This is a genomic window from Variovorax sp. Soil_C_12 (assembly GCF_057657375.1).
Window position 1 is genome coordinate 710779 of sequence record NZ_JBDGIO010000003.1, and the last position, 22941, is coordinate 733719.

General features: G+C 67.6%; 22 protein-coding genes. 11 read left to right on the forward strand and 11 right to left on the reverse strand.

The window, feature by feature from the left end; genetic code table 11:
* Window positions 1-70: 70 nt before the first annotated feature.
* The 7 genes from acpP to AC3A6X_RS12210 all read right to left on the reverse strand — a co-directional run bounded on the left by acpP (window position 71) and on the right by AC3A6X_RS12210 (window position 5211).
* The gene (gene acpP, locus AC3A6X_RS12180) at window positions 71-310 is read right to left on the reverse strand and encodes an acyl carrier protein (RefSeq protein WP_007830471.1); all 240 of its coding nucleotides are present in this window, start codon (window positions 308-310) and stop codon (window positions 71-73) included.
* Window positions 311-408: 98 nt separating this feature from the next.
* A complete protein-coding gene (gene fabG, locus AC3A6X_RS12185; RefSeq protein WP_487842386.1) occupies window positions 409-1152 on the reverse strand; it encodes a 3-oxoacyl-ACP reductase FabG in 744 nt (247 codons plus the stop codon).
* Between the two features lie 27 nt (window positions 1153-1179).
* Window positions 1180-2133: an ACP S-malonyltransferase gene (gene fabD / locus AC3A6X_RS12190; protein WP_487842387.1), complete on the reverse strand. Its 954-nt coding sequence runs from the start codon at window positions 2131-2133 to the stop codon at window positions 1180-1182.
* 52 nt (window positions 2134-2185) lie between these two features.
* The gene (locus AC3A6X_RS12195) at window positions 2186-3163 is read right to left on the reverse strand and encodes a beta-ketoacyl-ACP synthase III (protein WP_487842388.1); all 978 of its coding nucleotides are present in this window, start codon (window positions 3161-3163) and stop codon (window positions 2186-2188) included.
* Window positions 3163-4254, reverse strand: coding sequence for a phosphate acyltransferase PlsX (gene plsX, locus AC3A6X_RS12200; protein ID WP_487842389.1), 1092 nt, complete (start codon window positions 4252-4254; stop codon window positions 3163-3165). The genes AC3A6X_RS12195 and plsX overlap by 1 nt, the downstream gene beginning before the upstream one ends.
* A 62-nt stretch (window positions 4255-4316) precedes the next feature.
* On the reverse strand, window positions 4317-4499 hold the full coding sequence (gene rpmF, locus AC3A6X_RS12205) for a 50S ribosomal protein L32 (protein ID WP_006297202.1): 183 nt from the start codon (window positions 4497-4499) through the stop codon (window positions 4317-4319).
* Between the two features lie 163 nt (window positions 4500-4662).
* A complete protein-coding gene (locus tag AC3A6X_RS12210) occupies window positions 4663-5211 on the reverse strand; it encodes a YceD family protein (RefSeq protein WP_487842390.1) in 549 nt (182 codons plus the stop codon).
* A 38-nt stretch (window positions 5212-5249) separates the two neighbouring features.
* Between AC3A6X_RS12210 and AC3A6X_RS12215 the strand changes: the two genes are divergently transcribed.
* The 3 genes from AC3A6X_RS12215 to AC3A6X_RS12225 are packed head-to-tail and all read left to right on the forward strand — an operon-like array spanning window position 5250 to window position 7743.
* Entirely contained in the window at window positions 5250-5831 is a 582-nt protein-coding gene (locus AC3A6X_RS12215; protein ID WP_487842391.1) for a Maf family protein, read from the forward strand.
* Window positions 5828-6589 (forward strand): SAM-dependent methyltransferase, encoded by a 762-nt coding sequence (locus tag AC3A6X_RS12220; protein ID WP_487842392.1) that lies wholly within the window; start codon window positions 5828-5830, stop codon window positions 6587-6589. Before AC3A6X_RS12215 ends, AC3A6X_RS12220 begins: the two co-directional genes overlap by 4 nt.
* A gap of 2 nt (window positions 6590-6591) precedes the next feature.
* A complete protein-coding gene (locus AC3A6X_RS12225) occupies window positions 6592-7743 on the forward strand; it encodes an MFS transporter (RefSeq protein WP_487842393.1) in 1152 nt (383 codons plus the stop codon).
* On the opposite strand, the gene AC3A6X_RS12230 is transcribed toward AC3A6X_RS12225, so the two are convergent.
* Genes AC3A6X_RS12230 through AC3A6X_RS12245 form a run of 4 tightly spaced genes read right to left on the reverse strand, consistent with a single transcriptional unit; the run spans window position 7744 to window position 10857 of the window.
* Window positions 7744-8763: a S49 family peptidase gene (locus AC3A6X_RS12230; protein ID WP_487842394.1), complete on the reverse strand. Its 1020-nt coding sequence runs from the start codon at window positions 8761-8763 to the stop codon at window positions 7744-7746.
* A 1-nt stretch (window position 8764) separates the two neighbouring features.
* Entirely contained in the window at window positions 8765-9130 is a 366-nt protein-coding gene (locus AC3A6X_RS12235) for a Rieske (2Fe-2S) protein (RefSeq protein WP_106558625.1), read from the reverse strand.
* A gap of 10 nt (window positions 9131-9140) precedes the next feature.
* The gene (locus AC3A6X_RS12240) at window positions 9141-9809 is read right to left on the reverse strand and encodes an HAD-IIIA family hydrolase (RefSeq protein WP_487842395.1); all 669 of its coding nucleotides are present in this window, start codon (window positions 9807-9809) and stop codon (window positions 9141-9143) included.
* On the reverse strand, window positions 9802-10857 hold the full coding sequence (locus AC3A6X_RS12245; protein WP_487842396.1) for an RluA family pseudouridine synthase: 1056 nt from the start codon (window positions 10855-10857) through the stop codon (window positions 9802-9804). Before AC3A6X_RS12245 ends, AC3A6X_RS12240 begins: the two co-directional genes overlap by 8 nt.
* Before the next feature lie 539 nt (window positions 10858-11396).
* On the opposite strand from AC3A6X_RS12245, the gene AC3A6X_RS12250 reads away from it, so the two are divergent.
* The 8 genes from AC3A6X_RS12250 to AC3A6X_RS12285 all read left to right on the forward strand — a co-directional run bounded on the left by AC3A6X_RS12250 (window position 11397) and on the right by AC3A6X_RS12285 (window position 22907).
* Entirely contained in the window at window positions 11397-14375 is a 2979-nt protein-coding gene (locus AC3A6X_RS12250) for an Rne/Rng family ribonuclease (protein ID WP_487842397.1), read from the forward strand.
* Window positions 14376-15015: 640 nt separating this feature from the next.
* The gene (locus AC3A6X_RS12255; protein ID WP_487842398.1) at window positions 15016-15657 is read left to right on the forward strand and encodes a sugar transferase; all 642 of its coding nucleotides are present in this window, start codon (window positions 15016-15018) and stop codon (window positions 15655-15657) included.
* A gap of 2 nt (window positions 15658-15659) precedes the next feature.
* Window positions 15660-17084 carry a mannose-1-phosphate guanylyltransferase/mannose-6-phosphate isomerase gene (locus AC3A6X_RS12260; RefSeq protein WP_487842399.1) on the forward strand — a complete coding sequence of 475 codons (1425 nt, stop codon included), beginning with the start codon at window positions 15660-15662 and terminating at the stop codon, window positions 17082-17084.
* 59 nt (window positions 17085-17143) lie between these two features.
* Window positions 17144-18112: a GDP-L-fucose synthase gene (fcl, locus tag AC3A6X_RS12265; protein ID WP_487842400.1), complete on the forward strand. Its 969-nt coding sequence runs from the start codon at window positions 17144-17146 to the stop codon at window positions 18110-18112.
* 26 nt (window positions 18113-18138) lie between these two features.
* The gene (locus AC3A6X_RS12270) at window positions 18139-19161 is read left to right on the forward strand and encodes a hypothetical protein (protein WP_487842401.1); all 1023 of its coding nucleotides are present in this window, start codon (window positions 18139-18141) and stop codon (window positions 19159-19161) included.
* Window positions 19158-20510 (forward strand): hypothetical protein, encoded by a 1353-nt coding sequence (locus tag AC3A6X_RS12275; protein ID WP_487842402.1) that lies wholly within the window; start codon window positions 19158-19160, stop codon window positions 20508-20510. The genes AC3A6X_RS12270 and AC3A6X_RS12275 overlap by 4 nt, the downstream gene beginning before the upstream one ends.
* Complete coding sequence (locus AC3A6X_RS12280; RefSeq protein ID WP_487842403.1) at window positions 20507-21670, forward strand: glycosyltransferase; 1164 nt, start codon at window positions 20507-20509, stop codon at window positions 21668-21670. Before AC3A6X_RS12275 ends, AC3A6X_RS12280 begins: the two co-directional genes overlap by 4 nt.
* 10 nt (window positions 21671-21680) lie before the next feature.
* Window positions 21681-22907 (forward strand): WcaI family glycosyltransferase, encoded by a 1227-nt coding sequence (locus AC3A6X_RS12285; protein ID WP_487842404.1) that lies wholly within the window; start codon window positions 21681-21683, stop codon window positions 22905-22907.
* Window positions 22908-22941 lie beyond the last annotated feature (34 nt).

The window sequence follows — 22941 nt, forward strand, 5'->3', positions numbered from 1 at the left end:
ACTGAGACCGCGGGGCGGCTGCGCCATCATGGCAGCCGCGAGCCGATGCGGGAACCCAGTGTGGCCGATATCAGGCCTTTTGATTCTTGGTGGCGTAGTCGACGGCGTTCTGGACGGTCGTGATCTTCTCGGCGTCTTCGTCGGGGATCTCGATGCCGAATTCGTCTTCGAGTGCCATCACCAGTTCGACCGTGTCGAGCGAGTCCGCACCGAGATCGGCGACAAAAGCCTTTTCGTTGGTGACCTGGGACTCTTCAACGCCGAGTTGTTCGGCAATGATTTTCTTGACACGTGCTTCGATATCGCTCATTTGGTTCCCTCTGAGGGTTGTAGGTAATCGATGATTTTAGCCGGCCGGATTGTGGCATCCGGGTCCGGATCGGCGGGCAAAAGAATTGCGCCCTGCTTTCACATATGCATGCCGCCATTGACATGCAACTCCTGCCCGGTCACATAGGCCGCCTGCGGCGATGCCAGGTAGGCAACGGCATGCGCGATGTCGGCCGGCTTGCCGAGGTGGCCGAGCGGAATCTGCGCCAGCAGCGCCTGCTGCTGGGCTTCGGGCAGATTGGCGGTCATGTCGGTCTCGATGAAGCCGGGCGCCACGCAGTTGACCGTGATGTTGCGGCTGCCGAGCTCGCGTGCCAGGGCACGGGTCATGCCCGCGACGCCGGCCTTGGCGGCGGCGTAGTTGGCCTGGCCTGCATTGCCTGACGCACCGACGACGCTGGTGATGCTGATGATGCGGCCGTAGCGCTGCTTCATCATCGGGCGGATCGCCGCGCGCGAGAGGCGGAAGACGGCCTTGAGATTGGTGTCGAGCACGGCGTCCCAGTCCTCGTCCTTGAGACGCATGGCCAGCATGTCGCGCGTGATGCCCGCGTTATTGACCAGCACGTGGATCGCGCCGTAGGCCTTGACGATCTGGTCGATCAATGCCTCGACCGCCGGCCCGTCGTTCACATCGAGCGCCAGGCCTCGCCCGCCGTGCGCTCCGAGCGCACCAGTGATCCTGTTGGCGCCCTCTTCGGTGGTGCCGGTGCCGATGACCTGAAGGCCGCGTTGTGCCAGCTCGAGCGCGATCGCTGCCCCGATGCCGCGCGAGGCGCCGGTGACCAGGGCAACCTGGCCTTCGAATTTGGGAATGCTCATAGGAGATGGATGTTCGAAGCCCGACGCTCAGGCGCCGAGCAATTGCTGGGATTCCGCGCGCGTCGCCGGGTCGTACACCGAGGCCGCGAAGAGTTCGGGCGAAATGCGCTTGGCCATGCCGGCGAGCACCTTGCCGGGACCGCATTCGACGATGACTTCCACGCCGCGCGCCTTCAAGGCCAGCACGCTCTCGACCCAGCGCACAGGACCCGCCGCCTGGCGCACCAGCGCATCGCGGATCCGATCGGCATCGGTTTCCACCGCAACGTCGATGTTGTTGAGGATCGGAATCTGCGGCGCAGCGAAGCTCACCGACGCGAGGCGCTCGCGCAAGGCTTCGGCTGCCGGCCGCATCAGGCTGGAGTGGAAGGGTGCCGACACCGGCAAGGGCAGCGCACGCTTGGCGCCCTGTGCCTTGAGCACTTCACAGGCCTTGTCGACCGCAGCCTTGCTGCCCGCGATCACCGTCTGCATCGGATCGTTGAAGTTCACGGCCTCGACGACCTCGGCACTGCCGGGGCCGAAGCCGGCCGTCACCTCGGCGCAGCCTGCCTTCACCTTCTCCGCGTCCATGCCCAGGACCGCCGCCATCGCACCCACGCCCACCGGCACGGCCTGCTGCATCGCCTGGGCGCGAAAGCGCACCAGCGGCGCGGCCTGCGCCAGCGTCAGCACACCGGAAGCGACGAGTGCGGAGTACTCGCCCAGCGAATGGCCGGCGACCAGCGCCGGCTTGGAACCGCCCTCGGCCAGCCAGGCACGCCAGGCAGCGACGCCGGCGACCAGCATCACGGGTTGCGTATTGGTGGTGAGGGCCAATGCTTCCTTCGGGCCTTCGTGGATCAGGCGCGCGACATCCTCGTCCAGCGCGTCGGACGCTTCGCGCAGCGTCTCCGCCACGGCCGGGTGATCGCCCCAGGCGTCGAGCATGCCGACCGCCTGCGAGCCCTGGCCCGGAAATACGAAAGCGAAGGATTTCATTGTTGTGTCTCCGTTGCGCGCCCCGCCGCCCACGGGGCGGCGCGTCGTCGCACTACATAGTCAATAGCACCGCGCCCCAGGTGAAGCCGCCGCCTACGCCTTCGAGCATGACTGTGTCGCCCCTCTTCACCTTGCCCGAGCGCACCGCCTCGTCCAATGCCAGCGGGATGGAGGCGGCGGACGTATTGCCATGCTCGTTGACGGTTACGACCAGCTTGTCGAGCGGGACCTTCAGCTTGCGAGCTGTGCCTTCCATGATGCGGATGTTGGCCTGATGCGGGATCAGCCAGTCGATGTCCGCATCGGTCTTGCCGGCCTTCTGCAGGCAGGCACGCGCCGCCTCTTCCAGCACGCGGACGGCCAGTTTGAACACGGCCTGTCCATCCATATGGAGCAGCGGCGTGCCGAGCACATCCCCGCCCGAGACATGGCCTGGGACGCACAGAATGCCGACGTGCTTGCCGTCGGCATGCAGATCGCTGGCCAGGATGCCGGGCTCGGCACTGGCCTCGAGCACCACCGCGCCGGCGCCATCGCCGAACAGCACGCAGGTGGTGCGGTCGTTGAAATCGAGGATGCGCGAGAACACTTCCGCGCCGATGACCAGCGCGCACTTGGCGCTGCCCGTGCGGATCATCGCGTCCGCCACGGTCAATGCATAGACGAAGCCGCTGCATACCGCCTGCACATCGAAGGCAGGACAGCCGGCAATGCCCAGCTTGTTTTGAAGAATGGCGGCCGACGAGGGAAACACCATGTCGGGCGTGGAGGTCGCCACGATGATGAGGTCGACGTCAGCGGCGCTGCGGCCCGCGGCCTCCAGCGCCTGCTTGGCAGCCTGCAGGCCCAGATCGCTGCTCGCCACCTCGGGCGCCGCGAAATGGCGCGCGCGAATGCCGGTTCGCTCGACGATCCACTGATCGGACGTCTCGATGCCACGCACCGCGAGATCGCGGGCGAGGTCGTCATTGGTCACTCGACGCGGTGGCAGGTAGCTGCCGGTGCCGGTGATGCGAGAAAAAGGAGTCATCAAACGTGGAGTGCCGCCGTGTCGACCGGCGTCGCCGGCTCTTGCCGCGCGAGCAGTGGCGCGGCGTGGGCGATGCGGGCCCGCACGCGATCGAGCAGGTTGTTGCGAGCGGCATCATAAGCGCGATCGAGCGCGTGACCGAAAGCCACGTCGTCAGCAGAACCGTGGCTCTTGAACACCAGTCCGCGGAGCCCCAGCAGGGCAGCACCGTTGTACCGCCGGTGATCCAATCGGCGCTTGAGCGCCTTTAGGACCGGATAGGACACGATCGCGGCAAATTTGCTGAAAATGTTGCTCGAATACTCGATGCGAAGGAAATCCACGATCATCGTTGCCACCCCTTCGGTTGCCTTCAAGGTGACATTGCCAACGAAGCCGTCACAGACGACGATGTCTGTCGTGCCCTTGAAGATGTCGTTGCCTTCCACGTTGCCGTAGAAATTCAGATCGTCGGAGCTTGCTGCTTTTCTGAGCAGTTGACTGGCCTTCTTGATCGTTTCGCTGCCCTTGATCGCCTCTTCGCCGACATTGAGCAAGCCGACCGACGGGGACTCGTTCCCCGTCAGCGCGGAGACCAGCGCGGAGCCCAGCACTGCGAACTGCAAAAGGTCTTCGGCGTCGCAGTCCACATTGGCACCCAGATCGAGCACCGTGGTCGCGCCGCCCTTGCTATTGGGAAGCTGGGGGGCAATGGCCGGCCGATCGATCCCTTCGAGCGTCTTGAGCAAATAGCGCGCAATGGCCATCAAGGCGCCGGTATTGCCAGCCGAGACCGCGGCCTGGGCGGCGCCGTCCTTCACTTGCTGGATGGCGACGCGCATCGACGAGTCCTTCTTCTTGCGCAGCGCGACCTCGATCGGGTCGTCCATGCCGACCACCTCGCTCGCCGCAATCACCCGGGCACGCGGATGCGAAAAGCCAGCCATCGCAGCCGGCGCACCCACCAAGAGCAGCGAGGCCTCGGCGTGGCGCTCGAGAAAAGCCCGACAGGCCGCGAGCGTGACGCGCGGCCCATGGTCCCCCCCCATGCAATCGACGGCCAGCGTGATCGCGGAGGGTGCAGAAACAGTGGATTCGGAAGGCGTAGCCATCAAAACAAAGGCCCGACGCTACGGCAAAAGTAGCTTCGGGCCTTCAGCCTTGAAACAGCGGATCAGGCTTCTGACTTTGTCTTGAGCACCTTGCGCCCGCGGTAGAAGCCGTTCGGGCTGATGTGATGGCGCAGATGCGTCTCGCCGGTGGTCGGCTCGACGGCCAGGCCTGGCGTGCCCAGTGCGTTGTGGGAACGATGCATGCCGCGCTTGGACGGCGACTTTTTGTTTTGCTGGACAGCCATGCTGGCTCCTGAAAGTGTTCGGGTGAGTGGGCGGGCACGCGCTCGACCGGAAGTCCTGACGGCCCCTGCCGTTCTTCATTGGCCACATGCAAAGGGCGGCGCGCGCGAAGCCCATGATTATAGCCCCATTCAGGCACTGGACGCCAGTTCGGCAATTCCAAGCCTATTTCTGCTTGTCCGAGCGCAGCGTGCCGAGCACGGCGAACGGGTTGGGGCGAGCGGCCTCGGCGGCTTCGAAATCGGGATCCGCTGCCGACAGCTTCACCGGCTCCGGGCAATGTTCGTGTCGCGGGGTGACGGGGATTTCCATCAGCAGTTCGTCCTCGATCAAGGCGTGCAGGTCGAAATCACGGCTGGCGACGAGCACATCCTCCTCGGACTCCTCGTCTTCGGCGGCTGCCGTGTCCTCATCTGCGACGAATCGGAACCAGCGATCGACCTGCAGTTCGATATCGACCGGCGTCATGCAGCGTTGGCAAATCAGCGGCACCGTGGTCGACGCGGTCAGATGAAGCCAGGGAACCTGGCCTCCCGCCTGACCGTCGTGCTCGGCGCCAACCGCCTCCCACTGCACGCGCGCATGGGCAGCCGGGCCGGCCACCTCGGCGCTCAGGCGCGGATAGACCTGGAGAGGCTCGGCGCCTGAAAGCGTCCCGGCCGCCTCGGCAAAGCGGCCCACATCGAGCCTGCCAGGGGTGAATTCTCTGCTCATCGGCGCCAGTCTAAACCGCTCACGCACAATCATGGGCCATGCAACGCCCCGTGATACTTGCCTCGACCTCGCGCTACCGCCGCGAGCTACTCGGCCGCCTTCGGCTGCCCTTCGACGTTCAACCGCCCGAGGTCGACGAAACACCGTTGCCGGGCGAGTCCCCGCGCGCCCTGGCCGAAAGGCTGGCCCTCGAAAAGGCGATGGCGGTGGCCCGCCGCTTTCCCGAGGCAGTGGTGATCGGTTCCGACCAGGTGGCCGACCTGGCGGGCGAACCGCTCGGCAAGCCCGGTGACCACGCCCGCGCGACCGCCCAGCTGCAGCGCATGCGCGGCCAGACGCTTGTGTTCCAGACCGCCGTCGCCGTGGTCTGCCAGGCCAGCAGCTTCTCGCAGCGCGAGCTCGCGCCCGTGCGGGTCGTGTTCCGCAACTACAGCGATGCGGCCATCGAAAGCTATCTGCTCGCGGAGCAGCCCTACGACTGCGCTGGCAGCGCCAAAAGCGAAGGCCTCGGCATCGCGCTGCTGGATGCCATCGACAGCGACGACCCCACGGCCCTCGTGGGTCTGCCGCTGATCCGCACGGCCAACATGCTGCGCGCGGCCGGAGTCGATCTCTTGTGAGCCGAGGCAAGCTCTACCTGGTTCCGGCGCCTCTGGATTTCGGATGCGACACGCAGGCCCCGTTGCAGGAGGTGATGCCCCTGGGCACCCTGCAGGCAGCCGCGGGCCTCACCCGCTGGATCTGCGAGAACGCAAAGTCGGCCCGCGCCTTTCTCAAGCGCATCGATGGCGTGGTGCCGCTGGCCGCGCCGCTGCAGGCGCAGCAGATCCAGGAGCTGCCGCGCGAGGTTCACAAGAAGGGCGATCACCACGCGGGCCAGTTCGACGCGCGGCCGCTGCTCGCCGCGGCGCTGGCCGGCGCCGACGTCGGTCTGCTCAGCGAGGCCGGCATGCCTGCCGTCGCCGACCCCGGCTCCTCCGTGGTGCGCGCCGCCCATGAGCTGGGCATTGCGGTGACGCCCCTCATCGGGCCGGTGTCGCTGCTGCTCGCACTCGCGGCCAGCGGACTCAACGGCCAGAATTTCGCCTTCGTCGGCTACCTCCCGCAGGACGCCGACGCGCGCGCGCAGCGCATCCGCGAACTCGAATCGCTCGCGCTGCGAACCGGCCAGACCCAGCTCTTCATCGAAACGCCCTACCGCAATGCGGCCCTGCTCCAAGCCTTGATCCAGACCCTCCAGCACAACACCCGCCTCGCGGTGGCCCGCGGGCTCACGCTCGCGAGCGCCGACATCCGCAGCGAGACGGTCAAGGCCTGGCGCGCCAGGCCGCCGGGTATCGAGGACCGCATGCCCGCCGTCTTCGCGATCGGACGCTAGCCATGTCCGCCACCGTGATGCAGCTGTCCGCGCGCATGCGCTGGGCCGCGCGTACCCAGTTCTTCGCCTCGGGCTTCATCTTCGCGACCTGGGGCGTCCATATCCCGACGGTGAAGGCGCACTACGGCGTCAGCGAGGCGGAGCTCGGACTGGCCATGCTCGCGGCCGGCGCGGGCGCCCTGCTGGGCCTGACGCAGGCGAGCCGCTGGATCGGGCGCTACGGCGCGCGGGCGACCGCCGGACTCTGCGGCGCGGTCTACGCCCTGCTGCTGGCCGGCTTGCTGGTCATGCCGGGCTACGCCGCACTGCTGGGACTGCTGGCGGCCTTCGGCATCGTCACCAGCGTGTTCGATGTGGCGATCAACACGGAAGCCGCAGAACTCGAGCTGCGCAACGGCCATCCGCTCATGAGCGGGATGCACGGCATGTTCAGCCTGGGCGGCATGGCCGGGGCCGTGACCGGCAGCGCGGCACTGGCTGCGGGAATGGCACCGCAGTCACACCTGACGCTCGTCGCGGTGGCGATGGCCCTCGCGATCGTGCTCTCCACCCCATGGATGCTGCCCAGGGAAGCCACCGCTTTCGCCGTCGGCAACGAGGGCTTTCGGCTGCCCCGCGGCGCACTTGTCATCCTGGGCGTGCTGGCCGCCCTCGGACTGATCGCCGAGGGCGCGATCTACGATTGGAGCGTGCTCTACCTCAAGCAGGAACTGGGCAGCCCGCAGCAGCAGGCCGCCCTCGCCTACGCCAGCTTCTCGGCCGCGATGGCCGCCACACGCTTCGGCGGCGACGCGATGCGGGCGCGCTTCGCGCCGGCCGTGCTGCTGCGCGGCAGCGCCTTGCTGGCAGCGGCGTCCATGACGCTGGTCCTGTTGACCGATGCGCCCTGGCTGGCGCTGGCCGGGTTCGCCGGCGTGGGAGCCGGGTTCGCCAACGTGGTGCCCATCCTCTTCGCTGCCTCGGCGCGCGTGCCGGGCGTCGAGCCGGCACGCGGCATCGCCGCGGTTTCGGCAGCGGCCTACCTGGGCTTCATGGCGGGGCCGCCAGTGATCGGCTTCCTCGCCGAGGTCAGCTCCCTGACCGCAGCGCTCTATGTCGTGGTGGCCTTCGCCGTGGCGCTCGCAGCATCGGCGCGCTGGGCCGCCCCGACCTGATCAGCGCAGTGCCGGCACGCTGCGCATCGCACGCACCGAAGCATCGCCCAGTGCCGCCCCGAACTTTTTGGCCAGCTTTTCGGCCACGTTGTCGCGGCGGGTGTAGTCGATGACTTCCTCGGCCTTGATGACTTCACGCGCGACGAAGTCGACATTGCCGAGCTGATCGGCCAGCCCCAGTTCCACGGCCTGCTGGCCGCTCCAGAACAGGCCGCTGAACAGGCCCGGCGCGCCGGTCTTCAGCCGATCACCCCGGCCCTTCTTGACCACGTCGATGAACTGCGCGTGGATCTGCTCGAGCATCTGCTGCGCATGCGCGCGCTGGGCGTCGCTCATCGGGCTGAAGGGGTCCAGGAAGCCCTTGTTCTCGCCGGCCGTCAGCAGCCTGCGCTCGACGCCGACCTTCTCCATGAGCCCGGTGAAGCCGAAGCCGTCCATCAGCACGCCGATGCTGCCGACGATGCTGGCCTTGTCGACGAAGACCTTGTCGGTCGCCGCGGCGATGTAGTAGGCCGCGGAGGCGCAGGTCTCCTCGACCACCGCATACACCGGCTTGTTGTGCTTGGCCCGCAGGCGACGGATCTCGTCGTTGATGATGCCGGCCTGCACCGGGCTTCCGCCGGGCGAATTGATCAGCAGCACGACACCCTTGGCGCCCTCGTCCTCGAAGGCGGTCTTCATCGCCGCCACCACGAACTCCGCGCTCGCGTCGGCGCCGTTGGCGATCTCGCCCTTGATTTCGACGACCGCCGTGTGCGCGGTGGTCTTGGCGGTGGTTGGCGTGCCCTTCGAGACCGCGAGCCAGACCAGGAAGATGAAGAAGGCCAGCCAGCTCAGCCGCACGAAGGTCTTCCAGCGGCGTGTGGCCTGCTGCTCGCGCAGGCTGGCGAAGGCGAGCTTCTCGAGCGTCGCGCGTTCCCAGCCGGGTTGCTGGGTCGGATCGTTCCTGGAGCTGCGCGCCGGGGCGGCGCGCTCGAATGGCTCGAAACCCTCGGGTTCCGTGCGGTGGGGGTCGGTCATGTCAGAAAGCCAGGGGTTGGAGGTTCCAGGCAGTATGCCAGTGCACCACGCCGTCCCGTTCGCTCAAAGCGATCTTCACGAGGCCCCCGCGGCAGGGGCCGCCGGCACATTCGCCGGTGTCCGGCTTGTAGACCGCCCCATGGGTCGCGCACAGCAGCCATTGCCCGCTGTCGTCGAAGAAGCGATCCGGCTGGAAGTCCAGCTCCATCGCAACGTGGCTGCAGCGGTTCAGGTAGGCATGTACCTGGCCTTCAAAGCGGATCGCGAAGGCCCGGCAGGTCTGGCCGCCGAGCACCACATCGAAGGGCACGGCGCGGCCGCCCTCGACCAGGTCGGCAGCGTTGCACAGGGGAATGCTTTCGCTCATCCCCCGATTTTCATGCGTTGTCGAGTAGCCACTGCGTCAGACCGGACACCGAATGCGCCACGTACAGCGGCTGCAGGGGGTCGAAGGTCTCGTGCTCGTGCGCGCCGTAGCTCACGCCCACGCGCGCGCAGCCGGCATTGATCGCGAGCTGCAGGTCGTGGGTGGTGTCGCCGATCATCAGCGTGCGCTCGGCCGGCACCTCCATCTCCTCCATCAGCTCCAGCAGCATGCGCGGATGCGGCTTGCCGAAGGTCTCGTCCGCCGTGCGCGAGGCGTCGAAGCGCTCGCGCAGCGCGACCGTGGCCAGCGCCTCGTCCAGTCCGCGCCGCGACTTGCCGGTGGCCACCGCCAGCTTGTGGCCTCGCGCATGGAGGGCGTCGAGCATCGGCAGGACGCCGTCGAACAGCACGAGGTCATCCTGGTGCTTGAGATAGTGATAGCGATAGCGCGCCCCGAGTTCGGCGTATTTCTCGCGCGGCACATCGGGCGCGGCACGGGCCAGCGCCTCGGCCAGGCCCAGGCCGATCACCCAGGCGGCGTCGTTCTCGCTCGGCTTGGCGCCGCCGACGTCGACCACCGCGGCCTGGATGCAGCGCACGATGAGGCGGGTGGAGTCGTAGAGGGTGCCGTCCCAATCGAAGGCGATCAGGTCGAAGCGGCGTGGACGGATGTCAGTCATGGGCAAGGGAAGGAGCGGGAACGGCAAGCGCGTCGAGCGCCGGCTGCGGCATCAGCGCCCGCAGCTCGGGCGGCAGCTCGGCCTGCAGCGCCATGCGCTCGCCGCTCGCGGGGTGGGTGAACTGGAGGCGCCAGGCATGCAGGAACATGCGCTTGAGGCCGAGCTTCTGCAACGCGCGGTTGCGCTCGAAGTCGCCGTACTTGTCGTCGCCGGCGATCGCATGGCCGCCGGATGCGAGATGGACACGGATCTGGTGCGTGCGGCCGGTCTTGATGGTGACGGCAAGCAGCGAAAAGGCTGCCGGCTCGATCGGCAGCGAGACGCGCGCCAGCACCTTCACCAGCGTCACGGCACGCATGGCGTCCGGGTGGTCCTTGGCCACGACGCGCACGCGCCGCTCCCCCGGCTCCGTTGAACCCGGCTTGCCCGGCAGCAGGTAGCGTGCGAGCGGTGCGTCGAGCACTTTCTTGTTGACGGGCCAATCGCCCTCGACCAGCGCCAGGTAGGTCTTGCCGGTCTCGCGCTCGCGGAACTGGTCCTGCAGGCCGGTCAGCGCGCTGCGCTTCTTGGCGACCAGGAGGATGCCCGAGGTCTCCCGATCCAGCCGGTGCACGAGTTCCAGGAATCGCGCCGCGGGCCGCGCGGTGCGCAGTTGCTCGATCACGCCGGAGCTCACGCCGCTGCCGCCATGGACGGCCACGCCGGCCGGCTTGTCGAGCGCGAGCAGCGCGTCATCCTCATACAACAAGGGAAATTCGCGGGCCGGCGCGAGCGGCGGGCTGCCCTCCCCCTCGTTCCGCACGGCCATCCGCAGCGGCGGCAGCCGCAGCACGTCACCCGCTTCCAGGCGGGTTTCGGCCTGCGCCCGGCCCTTGTTGATGCGCACTTCGCCTGACCGGATGATCCGGTAGACATGGGTCTTGGGAACGCCCTTGAGCTCTCTGAACAGGAAGTTGTCGAGCCTTTGACCCGCGAATTCCTCGTCGACCGTCAGAAAGCGAACTTCTGCTGCCGCGGGGCTTGGCTTCGCACCTATAATGTTTTTCACCAGCGCGGTCTTGTAAGTGCTTGATTAATCAGAAGTTTAGAGCACTGCCGGCAGCGCTGCGAGGTCGATGCCGCTTGGGCGTTGAATCTGCAGGCTACGCGCAAGAGTGCAAAGCGGCAGGCGCCACGTTCAAGTCAAGCCGACGCCCACGAAACACCGATACGGAATACCAGCCGGCAGGCGACAAGCTGCCGGCGGATCGAAGCGAGTCCCTTGTGTTGATGCTGCTGATTCAACTTTGCCTGCGCTGGCTGATGCCGGTGCCCTCGGGCGTTGAGTCATCGGTAGCGCCTGTCTCCATCGCGCCAGTTGCCATCGAAAACATGGCAAGTCAACATCACATCGGGCTCGCGCCCATCCACGCGCCCCCACCCTTGCTGCGGTTGAGCTGACGCTCAATCCAGGTTGCGCGCGCTCGCGCGCCGACCGGCAGCCGGGGTCAAGCGGCAATTCCTCCTTCGTTTCGCGAAGCGTCGTCCGTGCATCGTGGGTCCGTCATGGACCGGTGAGAACGACAGACACGACAAAGGAAACGCATCATGAAGCGGATGCTGATCAACGCCACGCAGGCAGAAGAACGCCGCCTGGCCATCGTCGACGGGCAGAAGCTCCTCGACTACGAGATCGAGATCGAAGGGCGCGAGCAGCGCAAGGGCAATATCTACAAGGCGGTCGTGACGCGCGTCGAGCCGTCGCTGGAGGCCTGCTTCGTGGACTACGGTGAGGACCGGCACGGCTTCCTCCCGTTCAAGGAAATCTCCAAGCAGTATTTCGCCGAGGGCGTGTCGGCCAGCCAGGCCCGCATCCAGGACGCGATCAAGGAAGGCCAGGAACTGGTGGTCCAGGTCGAGAAGGAAGAGCGGGGCAACAAGGGCGCAGCCCTGACCACCTTCATCTCGCTGGCCGGCCGCTACGTGGTGCTGATGCCCAACAACCCGCGCGGCGGCGGTGTCAGCCGGCGCATCGAGGGCGACGACCGCGCCGAGCTCAAGGAGGCGATGGACCAACTCGAGTACCCAAAGGGCATGAGCATCATCGCGCGCACCGCGGGCATCGGCCGCTCGGCGCCCGAGCTGCAGTGGGACCTGAACTACCTGCTCAAGCTGTGGGCCGCGATCGACGGCGCCGCCAAGGGCGGCAAGGGCGCCTTCCTGATCTACCAGGAGTCGTCGCTGGTGATCCGGGCGATCCGCGACTACTTCAACCACGACATCGGCGACATCCTGATCGACACCGACGACATCTACGATCAGGCGCAGCAGTTCATGGCGCACGTGATGCCGGAACATGCACAGCGCGTGAAGCGCTACCGCGATGACGCCGCGTTGTTCAGCCGCTTCCAGATCGAGCACCAGATCGAGTCGGCCTATGCACGCACGGTGCAACTGCCCAGCGGTGGTGCGATCGTGATCGACCACACCGAGGCGCTGGTCTCGGTCGACGTGAACTCGGCGCGCGCCATCAAGGGCGGCGACATCGAGGAGACGGCCACCCGCACCAACCTCGAGGCCGCCGATGAAGTGGCGCGCCAGATGCGCCTGCGCGACCTGGGCGGCCTGATCGTCATCGACTTCATCGACATGGACGAGTCGAAGAACCGCCGCGAAGTCGAAAGCCGCCTGCGCGACGCGCTGCGCCAGGACCGCGCGCGCGTGCAGTTCGGCTCGATCAGCAAGTTCGGCCTGATGGAGATGAGCCGCCAGCGTCTCAAGCCCGCCCTCTCCGAAGGCTCCTCGATCCCCTGCCCCCGCTGCGGCGGCTCGGGCCACATCCGCGACACCGAATCGAGTGCGCTGCAGATCCTGCGCATCATTCAGGAAGAGTCGATGAAGGACAACACGGCCGCCGTGCACGTGCAGGTGCCGGTCGAAGTCGCCTCCTTCCTGCTCAACGAGAAGCGCCCCGAGATCGCCAAGATCGAGCTCAAGCAGCGCGTCACCGTGCTGATGGTCCCCAACAAAACGCTGGAGACACCCAACTACAAGCTGGAGCGCCTGAAGCACGACGATCCGCGCCTCGATCACATCGAAGCCAGCTACAAGATGGCCGACGAGATCGAGGACCCGACCTCGGTCACGCGGCGCTCGCAGGAACCCACCAACCGTCAGACGCCGGTGATCAAGGGCGTGCTTCCCGATGCGCCGGCACCGGTGGTGCCCCCCAAGCCCGAAGCGGCGCACCCGCCAGTGGCGGCGCCCGCGCCCGTCGCGCCGCGGCCCGCTGCGGCCCCGGAACCGGCCGAGGCCGGCTTCTTCGGCTTCATCAAGCGCCTGTTCGGCGCGACGCCGCCGGCGCCCGCGCCTGCACCGGCGGTCATTCCCGTCGAAGCGCCCAAGCCGCGCCGTGAAGGCGGCCGCGGCGGTCGCGATGGCGAAACGCGCACCGCGCGCGAAGGCGAACAGCGCCGCGGCGGACGCAGCGAAGGCCGGGGTGGCCGCGATGGCGAACGCCGAGGCGGACGTTCTGGCGAGCGTCGTGAGGGCGGCGAGCGTCGCGAGGGCGAGCGTCGTGAAGGACGCGAAACGCGCGGCGAAGCGCGCAACGACGCACAGATCCGCGAGCCGCGTGAACCCCGCGAGGCACGCGCACCGCGCGACGGCGAGCGCCGTGGCCGTGGCGAGCGGCGCGACAACGAGCCGCGCCAGACGCCGGTCGACGCCGAGGTCCAACTCGACGCGCAAGCGCCTGCACTGAACGGCATCGCGGGCGACGAGGGCACGGCCCCGGCAGAACGCGCGCCGCGCGGACGCGGCGAGCGCCGTGAGCGCGGCGAACGCAACGCCGACGCCGTGCGCGAGGCCGGCAGCGATGCCGCCCAGCCGGAGGCCGAACTCGGCGCCCGCAGCGGCCGCGAAGAACGCGCTCCCCGCGGCGAGCGCGGCGAAGGCCGGCGTGAACGTCGCGGCGAAGGGGCGCCACGCACGACCGAAACCTCCACCACGGAAGAAGCACCCCTGGCTGCCGAGAGCGCAGCAGATGCGGCGAACGGGGAAGGCGCGCCGCGCCGCGACGGCGATGAGCGCCGTGGCCGTTCGCGTGACCGCTATGGCCGCGACCGTCGCGAACGCGCCCCGCGCGCTGAAGAAGCCGAGGCCGGCAGCGTTGCGGCGCTGCCGCTCGAAGCGGCCGACGCGAACAGCCCCGCGGAGCTCGATGCGCTGCCCAAGGCGCGTGCCGAGCGGCCCACGGCGCCGCCCTCCGCTCCCATCGTCGTCGAGGCACCGGCGCCGCGCTCCCGTGCGCTACCGAAGGTCCAGGCCTACGAACTGCCGCTGGATGAACTCGCCCAGATCGCCGTGGGCTCCGGCCTGCAATGGGTGAACTCGAACGCGGAGCGCGTGGCCGAGGTCCGCGCGGCGATCGCGGCGGAACCCCGCCAGGTCCACGTGCCGCGTGAGCGGCCGCCGGCCATCGTGCTCGACGAAGGCCCGCTGATCCTGGTCGAAACGCGTCGCGACCTCGGCAGCACGGTGCTGCCGTTTGAAGAGCCTGCGCGCGAGGTCGGCGTGCGCCAGTAACAGACCCTGCGCAGGAGGCGAGGCGCCTCCGTTTCCCTCTCGGCACCCGCCGAGGGCGGCCCTCAGAAAGGCCGCGCCAGAGCTGGCGCGGCCTTTTTGCTTTGTTGCGTTGGAAGGCGGAATGCCCCGCTGAACCCGCGGTTCACACCCCACCCCGGGAGGCGCATTTGCAGGTGTTGTCCTACATGCGCCGGTGTAATTCTTTCTGGTTCACGCCGGCATAGTCCATGCATGCTGCACCGCAACAGCAAGAAACCGGTTAACTAAGTCACAAAACGCGGAATCGGCGTTTGTAAACAACAGGCAAACGTCAATGCGCGTTAACATGTTGTCATACGAAAGAACTACACTCTGCTTCGAAATGCTGCATCGCATCAAAATATCGGTGAAGCTCTCGACAGAGGGTGGAGATTACACCGTTTGGTGAGCGATGTACGTCTTTTGTTCACAAGACAAACGGCTCGTCTTGTGTTCAAATTCTTGCGAATAGTAGTAAAGCGTTACACTGCACGCTAAGAGAGCTTGAGCAGTAAACACCCGTCACCGGGGGAGTATTTCAATGTTTCGTTCCGACTCAACCGCACATGGCAACGTGGTTCGACGCTACACCCCCGGGGGCGGCGGCCCCTCCGCGTCCCCCATGTACGTGCAACCGCGCAAGCTCAGCACGCTGGAGCGCGCAGCGAAGCGCTCGATCGACATCGTGGGCGCGCTGACCTTCTTCGTTCTCTTCGGCCCGCTCTATCTGTTGGTGGCGCTCTGCGTCGGCATCAGCATGGGGCGCCCCGTGCACTTCTGGCAGCACCGCCTTGGGGCCAGTGGACAGCGCTTTCGCTTCTACAAGTTCCGCTCGATGGTGCGCAACTCCGAGCATGTGCTCGACGAGTTCCTGAGCCGCAACGACATGGCGCGCACCGAATGGGACACCTTCCAGAAGTTGGAGAAGGATCCGCGCATCACGCCGATCGGCGTATTCATCCGCAAGCTGAGCCTTGACGAACTGCCGCAGTTCTGGAACGTGCTCAAGGGCGATATGAGCCTGGTGGGCCCGCGCCCCTGCATGGAGCGCCAGCGCAGCCTCTACGGCAAAGGCTGGGAGCACTACTGCGCGATGCGCCCCGGCATCACCGGCCTATGGCAGGTCAGCGGCCGCAACAGGCTGTCGTACGCCCGGCGCGTCGAGCTCGACGTCGAGTACGTCAGCAACTGGTCGCTCTGGCTGGACATCAAGATCCTGCTGAAGACGGTGCGCACCGTGATCACCGGCGACGGGTCGAGGTAAGCATGATTCGTCCGATCGTCCTTTGCGGCGGCAGCGGCACGCGTCTCTGGCCGCTGTCGCGCAAGACGCTGCCCAAGCAATTCGTCCCGCTGATCGATAACAAGAACCTGCTGGTCCTCACGCTGGAACGCCTGCGGCTGCTGAACCCCGAGGTGACCTGCGTCGCCGCGGAGGAGCACCGCTTCCTGGTGCAGGAAAGCATCGAGGCCGCCGATGTCCGCGGCCAGCAGTTGCTCGAGCCGGTGGCGCGCAACACGGCAGCGGCCATGGCCGCCGTCGCCCTCCTGTCCGAGCCCGACCAGCTGCTGCTGTTCGCGCCGGCCGACCATCACATTCCGGACGCGGAGCGCTTCGTCGCGACGATCCGCAAAGGCGTACCCGCCGCCCTCGCCGGCCATCTCGTGACCTTCGGCGTCGAGCCCAGCTTTCCGAGTACGGCCTATGGCTATATCCGCCAGGGCGAGCCGCTCGCGGCCTCACTCGGCGAGGACGCCGGCCACATGGTGGCCGCCTTCGTGGAGAAGCCCGCCGCCGCGCACGCCGAGCAGCTGCTGCTGGCAGGCGGCCATCTCTGGAACGCCGGGATTCTGCTGGTCCAGGCCTCGGTACTGATCACAGCACTGGAGCAGCACGCACCCGATATCCTGCAGAGCTGCCGCGAGGCAACCGCTTCCGTCGACGCCGATGGCGACTTCCTTCGCATGGACGCCACCGCCTTCGGCCGCTGCCGCAGCCAGAGCATCGACTACGCGGTGCTCGAAAAATGCGAGAAGGTCGCAGTGCTCCCCTTCCAGGGCCGCTGGAGCGATGTCGGCAGCTGGAATGCCGTCGCCGACCTGCACGAGGCGGACGAGCACGGCAACCGGATCAGCGGCCAGGGCTTCGCCATGGGCGCCACCAACACCTTCATCTACGCGCCCAACCGCCCCGTCGTGGCGCTCGGCACCAAGGACCTGCTGGTGGTGGACACGCCGGACGCATTGCTGGTCGCCCACGCGGAGTTCGCCGAACAGGTGAAGGACGCGGTCGCACTGCTGACCACCCAAGGCCACAGTCAGGCCACGCGCCACCGCCGCATCCCGCGCCCCTGGGGCGCCTATGACAGCGTCGACGATGGCGATCGTTTCGCCGTCAAGCGTCTCACGGTCAAGCCCGGCGCTCGCCTGGCACTGCGCATGCACCACCATCGCGCGGAGCACTGGGTCGTCGTGAAGGGCACGGCCCGGGTGTTGTGCAATGGCGAGGCCTGCCTGGTCAAGGAAGACGAGTCGATCTACATTCCCGTGGGCGCGAAGTACCGGCTGGAGAATGCGGGCAAGACGGTGCTCGAAGTGATCGAAGTCCAGACCGGCGGCTACCTCGGCGAGGATGACATCGTCCGCTTCGAGGACGCGGCAGTCGGCGCGATCGTCAAGAAGCTGGCCTGAGCGTTTCGTCTCCGAACGTTCCGGTCTCTCTCCCATCCTGCGCGGAAAGTCGATATTTCATGAGCCAGTTTCAGAAGCGGATTTTCGTGGCGGGGCACCGCGGCATGGTCGGCAGTGCGATCGTGCGCTGCCTGGGGGAGCAGGGCTACAGCAACCTCATCACCCGAAGCCATGCCGAGCTGGACCTGACGGACCAGGCGCAGGTCCGCGCTTTCTTCGCCGAGGAGAAGCCGCAGGAGGTGTATGTCGCCGCGGCCAAGGTGGGCGGCATTCATGCCAACAACAGCTATCCGGCCGAGTTCATCTATTCCAACCTGATGGTCGAGGCGAACGTGATCCACGAGGCCTGGCGCACCGGCGTGAGCAGGCTGCTCTTCCTGGGCTCGAGTTGCATCTACCCACGGCTCGCAGCCCAGCCCATGGCCGAGGACGCGTTGCTGACCGGCAAGCTGGAGCCGACCAACGAGCCCTACGCGATCGCCAAGATCGCCGGCATCAAGCTGTGCGAGAGCTACAACCGCCAGTACGGCTGCGACTTCCGCAGCGTGATGCCCACCAACCTCTACGGCCCGGGCGACAACTACCATCCGGAGAACAGCCACGTGCTGCCGGCCATGATCCGGCGCTTCCACGAAGCCAAGCTCGCCGATGCACCCGCCGTGGTCATCTGGGGCACCGGCTCGCCCAAGCGGGAGTTCCTCTACGTCGACGACATGGCTCGCGCCTGTGTGCACGTGATGGATCTGTCGCGCGAAGCCTACGCGGCCCATACCGAGACCACCACCAGCCACATCAACGTCGGCACCGGCGAGGACCTGTCGATCGCGGAACTCGCCAGCCTGGTGAGCGATGTGGTGGGCTACCAAGGCGCGATCCGCTACGACACCAGCAAGCCCGACGGCACGCCGCGCAAGCTGCTCGACATCTCGCGCATCCGCGAGCTCGGCTGGAAGCCCGAGACGAGCCTGCGCGAAGGCGTGGCACGCGCCTACGAGGACTTCCGCAGCGAAGAACTCGTTCCTTCCTGAGGAGTCGGCTTCTGCCGCGGCGCTGCATGAACGCTTCCTCGCTCTCCCTCATACCGCCCGGCACGGGCGGTGTGCGAGACTATGCGTCCGCTGTGGGCCATCCGCTCCACGCGCCGCTGATGGAGTTGACACACGACACCGACACCGCCACGCTCTCCGGCGACTTCGTGCTGCTGCATTTCAGCGGCTACGGCTTCGAGAAGCGCGGCATCCCCCTGTGGCTGGTCCGACGGATCCGCGGCCTGCGCACGCAGTTCAAGGCCGTCGGCGTGGTCTTCCATGAGCTCTTCGCGACCGGGCCGCCGTGGGGCTCCGCCTTCTGGCTGAGCGGCGTCCAGCAACGCATCGCACGCGAGCTCCTGCTGCTGTCCGACTTCTGGCTGACGAACCGCGAAGACGCCGCCCGCTGGCTGCTGACGCAGTCGAAGTCGACACCGCATCGCGTGCTGCCCGTGTTCTCGAATGTCGGGGAGCCCGACGCGATCGACACCGAGCGCCGGCGCAGGCTGGTCGTGTTCGGCAGCGCCGGCATCCGGGCCCAGGTCTACGAGTGGGCCGACGGCGAGATCTTTCGCAGCGCGAAGCGCCGCGGCCTGGAGATCCACGACATCGGTCCGGCGATGCCGGAAGGCCTGCTATCGCAACGCATGGCGCACGAGGGCGTGGTGGCGCACGGCAAGCTCGCAGCCGAGCAGGTCAGCGCGGCGCTGTCCGAGGCGGACTTCGGCGTGCTGGCCTATCCTCCGGACTACGTGTCCAAGAGCAGCATCTTCGCGGCCTATTGCGCGCATGCCGTCTGTCCCATCCTGCTGGCCAAGGACTACGGCCAGCATGACGGCCTGACCGCCAACGTGCATTACGCGCGCGGCTTCAGCGCGCTCGAGGCGGCCACGATCGATGCGCGCAGCGTGGGCCGCGAGGCGCGCAAGTGGTACGAGCCGCATCGCGTCGACGCCCATGTGGCGGCGCTGCGCGAACTCGCGATGAACGCCGCCCGGCCGCCAGAAGGCGCGCGCACCGCAGTGCGTCGCGCGGAGCTCACCTTATGAGCGCCATTGCGCATACCACGGTGCAGGCACCCGCATCCAGCCGCGCGGTATCGCTGAGCCGCGCGGGAAAGCTCTTTCTCGCCGTCTTCCTGATCGTCGTGTTCGAGGGCTCGGTGCGCAAATGGGTGTCGTCCGCGTCCACCCTGCCCCTGATCCTGCTGCGCGACATGCTGGCGCTGATGCTCGTCGTCTACGCCTGGCGGCACGGCCACCTGAGGCGGCACAACAAGATCACCGCCGCCATGCTGGCCTGGACCTGCGTGGTGGTGGGTTGGGGGCTGCTGCAGCTGGTCGGCGGCCAGAGCACCCCCGTCGTGTTCGTGATCGGCCTGCGCTTCTGGCTGCTCTACATCTGGTTCGCGGTCGCCGCCGCGGCGGCCATGAACGAGGCGGACTACCGGGCCGCCCTCAAGGCGGCCGCGCTCGTCATGCTTCTGCTGGCGCCGCTGGCGGTGGTGCAGCACTACTCGCCGCCCGGCGCCCGCATCAACACCCAGATCGATGGCGACGAGGAAAGCGTGTTCGTCGCAGTGGTGGGCGTGGTCCGCACCACCGGCACCTTCAGCTTCACATCGGGCTATGCCACCTACCTGACCATGGTGGCGCCCCTGGTGTTCGGCTTCCTGGGCGCGCGCAAGCGCACGAAGTTCCAGCTTCTGTTCACGCTCGCGCTGTTCGCGGCCTTCGCTGCCGGCGCGCTGGTGAGCGGCTCCAGAACGGCGGCGATCACCTCGGCGGGGTTGCTGGCGGCCTATCTGGTCGGCCGGCTGCTCTTCTCGAAGGCGCGCAACAAGGTGGGTGCGGCAGCGGCCGTGGTGGTCATCGGCCTGCTGACCGCCCTCTTCGCCTACGTGTTCCGCGACGCCATCGGCGTCACGCAGACGCGCTTCGAGCAGGCTGCCGCCGCGGAAAACTTCACCGAACGGGTGCTCACGGTTCTGTTCGGCGAGCCCTGGGTGCTCGACCTCATCAGCTGGCTGGGCTATGGCGTGGGCTTCGGCTCCAACCTCGCCACCTATGTGCGCACCGGCTCCGCCGATGTCTTCGCACTCGCGGAGGCTGAAGGCGGGCGCATCCTGATGGAAGGCGGCCTGCTGGGCTTCGCCTACATCGGCGTGAAGTACCTGGTGCTGGCGCTCGGCGTCACGCGCAGCCTGAAGATCTCGATCGGCACCAACTCCCCCTACGCCCTGCTGGTGTGGCTGACGACCGCGCTGGCGGTGGTCAGCTGGCCCGCGCTCGGGCAGTTGACCGCCAATGCCCTGCTGGGGCTCATGCTCGCCTACGCGCTCCTCGTATTCCGGTACCCGAGGCTCGAGATCTTTCCGCCGCGTGCCTCGCGACTGTGAGACTCCTGCATCTGGTCCCTTCCGTCGATCCCCAGGGCGGAGGCGTCATCGAGGGAGTGCGGCGCATCCACGACGCGCTGGCGGCCATGGGCCACACGGGCGACGTGGTGAGCCTGGACAGCCCCGAGGCGCCCTGCGTGAGCGCCTATCCGGGCCCGGTGGTCGCCACCGGCCCCTCGGTCTCCAGCTACGGCTACAACGAGCGCCTGCTGCCGTGGCTGAAGGCGCATGCCCGCGCCTATGACGCCGTCATCGTCAACGGGCTCTGGCAGTACGTCGGCTTCGCCGCCCGGCGCGCGCTGCACGGCTCGGGCACGCCCTACTTCGTCTACAGCCACGGCATGCTGGACCCGTGGTTCAAGCGCCGCTATCCGCTCAAGCACCTGAAGAAGTGGCTCTACTGGCCCTGGGGCGAATACCGCGTGCTGCGCGATGCGTCCGCGGTGGTCTTCACCTGCGAGGAAGAGCGCCTGCTGGCCCGGCAGTCGTTCTGGCTCTATCGCTGCCGCGAGGTGGTGGGTTCCTACGGCACCAGTACGCCGCCGCGCGATGCGGGGCGCCTCTCGGAGGTGTTTCTCTCGGCCTACCCCGAGCTGCGGAACAAGCGCCTGCTGCTGTTCCTCGGCCGCATCCACGAGAAGAAGGGCTGTGACCTGCTGATCGAGGCTTTCGCGCGCGTGGCGGCGACGTCGCCGGAGGTCCACCTGGTGATGGCCGGCCCCGGCGACGAAGCACTCACGCAACAGCTGCAAGCCCGCGCCCAGAGCCTGGGCCTGGCCGCGCGCATCAGCTGGCCGGGCATGCTGTCGGGCGACCTCAAGTGGGGCGCCTTCCATGCCTGCGAGGTGTTTTGCCTGCCCTCCCACCAGGAGAACTTCGGCATCGCGGTGGTGGAGGCCATGGCCTGCAGCCGGCCCGTGCTGATCAGCGACAAGGTCAACATCTGGCGCGAGATCGCCGAGGACCACGCCGGCTTCGTCGAGTCCGACACGCTCGAAGGCACCACGGCCCTGCTGCAGCGCTGGCTGGCCGCCACGCCGGCCGAGCTGGACGCGATGCGCGCCGCCGCGCTGCGCTCCTTCGAGCAGCGCTTCCGCATGGAGCAGGTGGCGGAGACGCTGGTGGACATCATCCGCGCGCACGCCCCGCACATCGCCTAGCGCCTGCCTCATGAAACTGCTCGTCTACGGAATCAACTTCGCGCCCGAACTGACCGGCATCGGCAAATACACCGGCGAGATGGTGGCCTGGCTCGCCGCCCACGGGCACGAGGTACGCGTGGTGACGGCCCCGCCCTACTACCCCGACTGGAAGGTCCGGCCCGGCCACCACGCAGGGCGCTACACCCGGCATGAATGGCAGGGCGCCCAGGTGCTGCGCACGCCGCTGTGGGTGCCGCGCAAGGTGACCGGCATGAAGCGTCTCCTGCACTTGGCGAGCTTCGCCGCCAGCAGCGTGCCGGCGCTGCTCGCCCAATGGCACTGGAAGCCCGATGTGGTCTGGGTGACGGAACCCCCGCTCTTCTGCACGCCGGCGGCCCTGGCCTTCGCGCGGCTGCGCTCGGCCAAGGCCTGGCTGCACATCCAGGACTACGAGGTGGACGCGGCCTTCGATCTGGGGCTGCTCAAGGGTGCGCGCACGCGTGCCTTCGTCGCGGCGGCCGAGCGCTGGTTGATGCGCCGCTTCGACCGCATCTCGACCATCTCGCAGCGCATGCTCGAACGCGCGCGCAGCAAAGGCACCGAGGACGCGCGGCTGGTCTCCCTGCCCAACTGGGCCGACGTCTCGGCGATCCAGCCGCTGCAAGGTGCGAGCCCCTACCGCGCCGAGCTGGGCATCCGCCCCGACGCGGTGGTGGCGCTGTACTCGGGCAACATGGGTGCCAAGCAGGGCCTGGAGCTGCTGGCCGAGATGGCCTTGATGCTCAAGGACCAGCCCGGCCTCGAGTTCGTGTTCTGCGGCAACGGCGCCGGCCGCGCCGAACTGGTCAAGCGCTGCGAATCGATGGCCAACGTGCGTTTCCTCGACCTGCAACCGGTCGAGCGCCTCGGCGACTTTCTCGGCCTGGCGGACATCCATTTGCTGCCCCAGCGCGCCGATGCGGCGGATCTGGTGATGCCCTCCAAGCTGACCGGCATGCTCAGCAGCGGCAGGCCGGTGGTGGCCGGGGCGCGCCCCGAGACCGAGCTTGGCCAGGTGACAGCGGAATGCGGCATCGCCGTGGCGCCGGACGACGCCAAGGCCTTCGCGGAAGCCGTGCTCTCCCTGGCAACCCAACCCGAGCGCCGGCGCGAGCTGGGCCTGAAGGCGCGCGAGGTGGCCGAGGCGCGCTTCGATCGCGACGCCGTGCTGGCCCAGTTCGAGCGCGATCTGCTGGCCTGCGCGGCCCGGCACTGAGCCTCCCCGATCACGCAAGAAAAAGCCGGGTCGA

What these genes read in the sequence shown, in the direction of transcription:
- AC3A6X_RS12195 (WP_487842388.1), bottom strand. Translation starts at nt 3,163, where the DNA reads ATGACTCCTTTTTCTCGCATCACCGGCACCGGCAGCTACCTGCCACCG.
- fabG (WP_487842386.1), bottom strand. Translation starts at nt 1,152, where the DNA reads ATGAGCATTCCCAAATTCGAAGGCCAGGTTGCCCTGGTCACCGGCGCC.
- fabD (WP_487842387.1), bottom strand. Translation starts at nt 2,133, where the DNA reads ATGAAATCCTTCGCTTTCGTATTTCCGGGCCAGGGCTCGCAGGCGGTC.
- AC3A6X_RS12225 (WP_487842393.1), top strand. Translation starts at nt 6,592, where the DNA reads ATGTCCGCCACCGTGATGCAGCTGTCCGCGCGCATGCGCTGGGCCGCG.
- AC3A6X_RS12230 (WP_487842394.1), bottom strand. Translation starts at nt 8,763, where the DNA reads ATGACCGACCCCCACCGCACGGAACCCGAGGGTTTCGAGCCATTCGAG.
- AC3A6X_RS12260 (WP_487842399.1), top strand. Translation starts at nt 15,660, where the DNA reads ATGATTCGTCCGATCGTCCTTTGCGGCGGCAGCGGCACGCGTCTCTGG.
- AC3A6X_RS12240 (WP_487842395.1), bottom strand. Translation starts at nt 9,809, where the DNA reads ATGACTGACATCCGTCCACGCCGCTTCGACCTGATCGCCTTCGATTGG.
- AC3A6X_RS12255 (WP_487842398.1), top strand. Translation starts at nt 15,016, where the DNA reads ATGTACGTGCAACCGCGCAAGCTCAGCACGCTGGAGCGCGCAGCGAAG.
- AC3A6X_RS12235 (WP_106558625.1), bottom strand. Translation starts at nt 9,130, where the DNA reads ATGAGCGAAAGCATTCCCCTGTGCAACGCTGCCGACCTGGTCGAGGGC.
- AC3A6X_RS12285 (WP_487842404.1), top strand. Translation starts at nt 21,681, where the DNA reads ATGAAACTGCTCGTCTACGGAATCAACTTCGCGCCCGAACTGACCGGC.
- plsX (WP_487842389.1), bottom strand. Translation starts at nt 4,254, where the DNA reads ATGGCTACGCCTTCCGAATCCACTGTTTCTGCACCCTCCGCGATCACG.
- acpP (WP_007830471.1), bottom strand. Translation starts at nt 310, where the DNA reads ATGAGCGATATCGAAGCACGTGTCAAGAAAATCATTGCCGAACAACTC.
- AC3A6X_RS12250 (WP_487842397.1), top strand. Translation starts at nt 11,397, where the DNA reads ATGAAGCGGATGCTGATCAACGCCACGCAGGCAGAAGAACGCCGCCTG.
- AC3A6X_RS12275 (WP_487842402.1), top strand. Translation starts at nt 19,158, where the DNA reads ATGAGCGCCATTGCGCATACCACGGTGCAGGCACCCGCATCCAGCCGC.
- AC3A6X_RS12215 (WP_487842391.1), top strand. Translation starts at nt 5,250, where the DNA reads ATGCAACGCCCCGTGATACTTGCCTCGACCTCGCGCTACCGCCGCGAG.
- fcl (WP_487842400.1), top strand. Translation starts at nt 17,144, where the DNA reads ATGAGCCAGTTTCAGAAGCGGATTTTCGTGGCGGGGCACCGCGGCATG.
- AC3A6X_RS12270 (WP_487842401.1), top strand. Translation starts at nt 18,139, where the DNA reads ATGAACGCTTCCTCGCTCTCCCTCATACCGCCCGGCACGGGCGGTGTG.
- AC3A6X_RS12210 (WP_487842390.1), bottom strand. Translation starts at nt 5,211, where the DNA reads ATGAGCAGAGAATTCACCCCTGGCAGGCTCGATGTGGGCCGCTTTGCC.
- rpmF (WP_006297202.1), bottom strand. Translation starts at nt 4,499, where the DNA reads ATGGCTGTCCAGCAAAACAAAAAGTCGCCGTCCAAGCGCGGCATGCAT.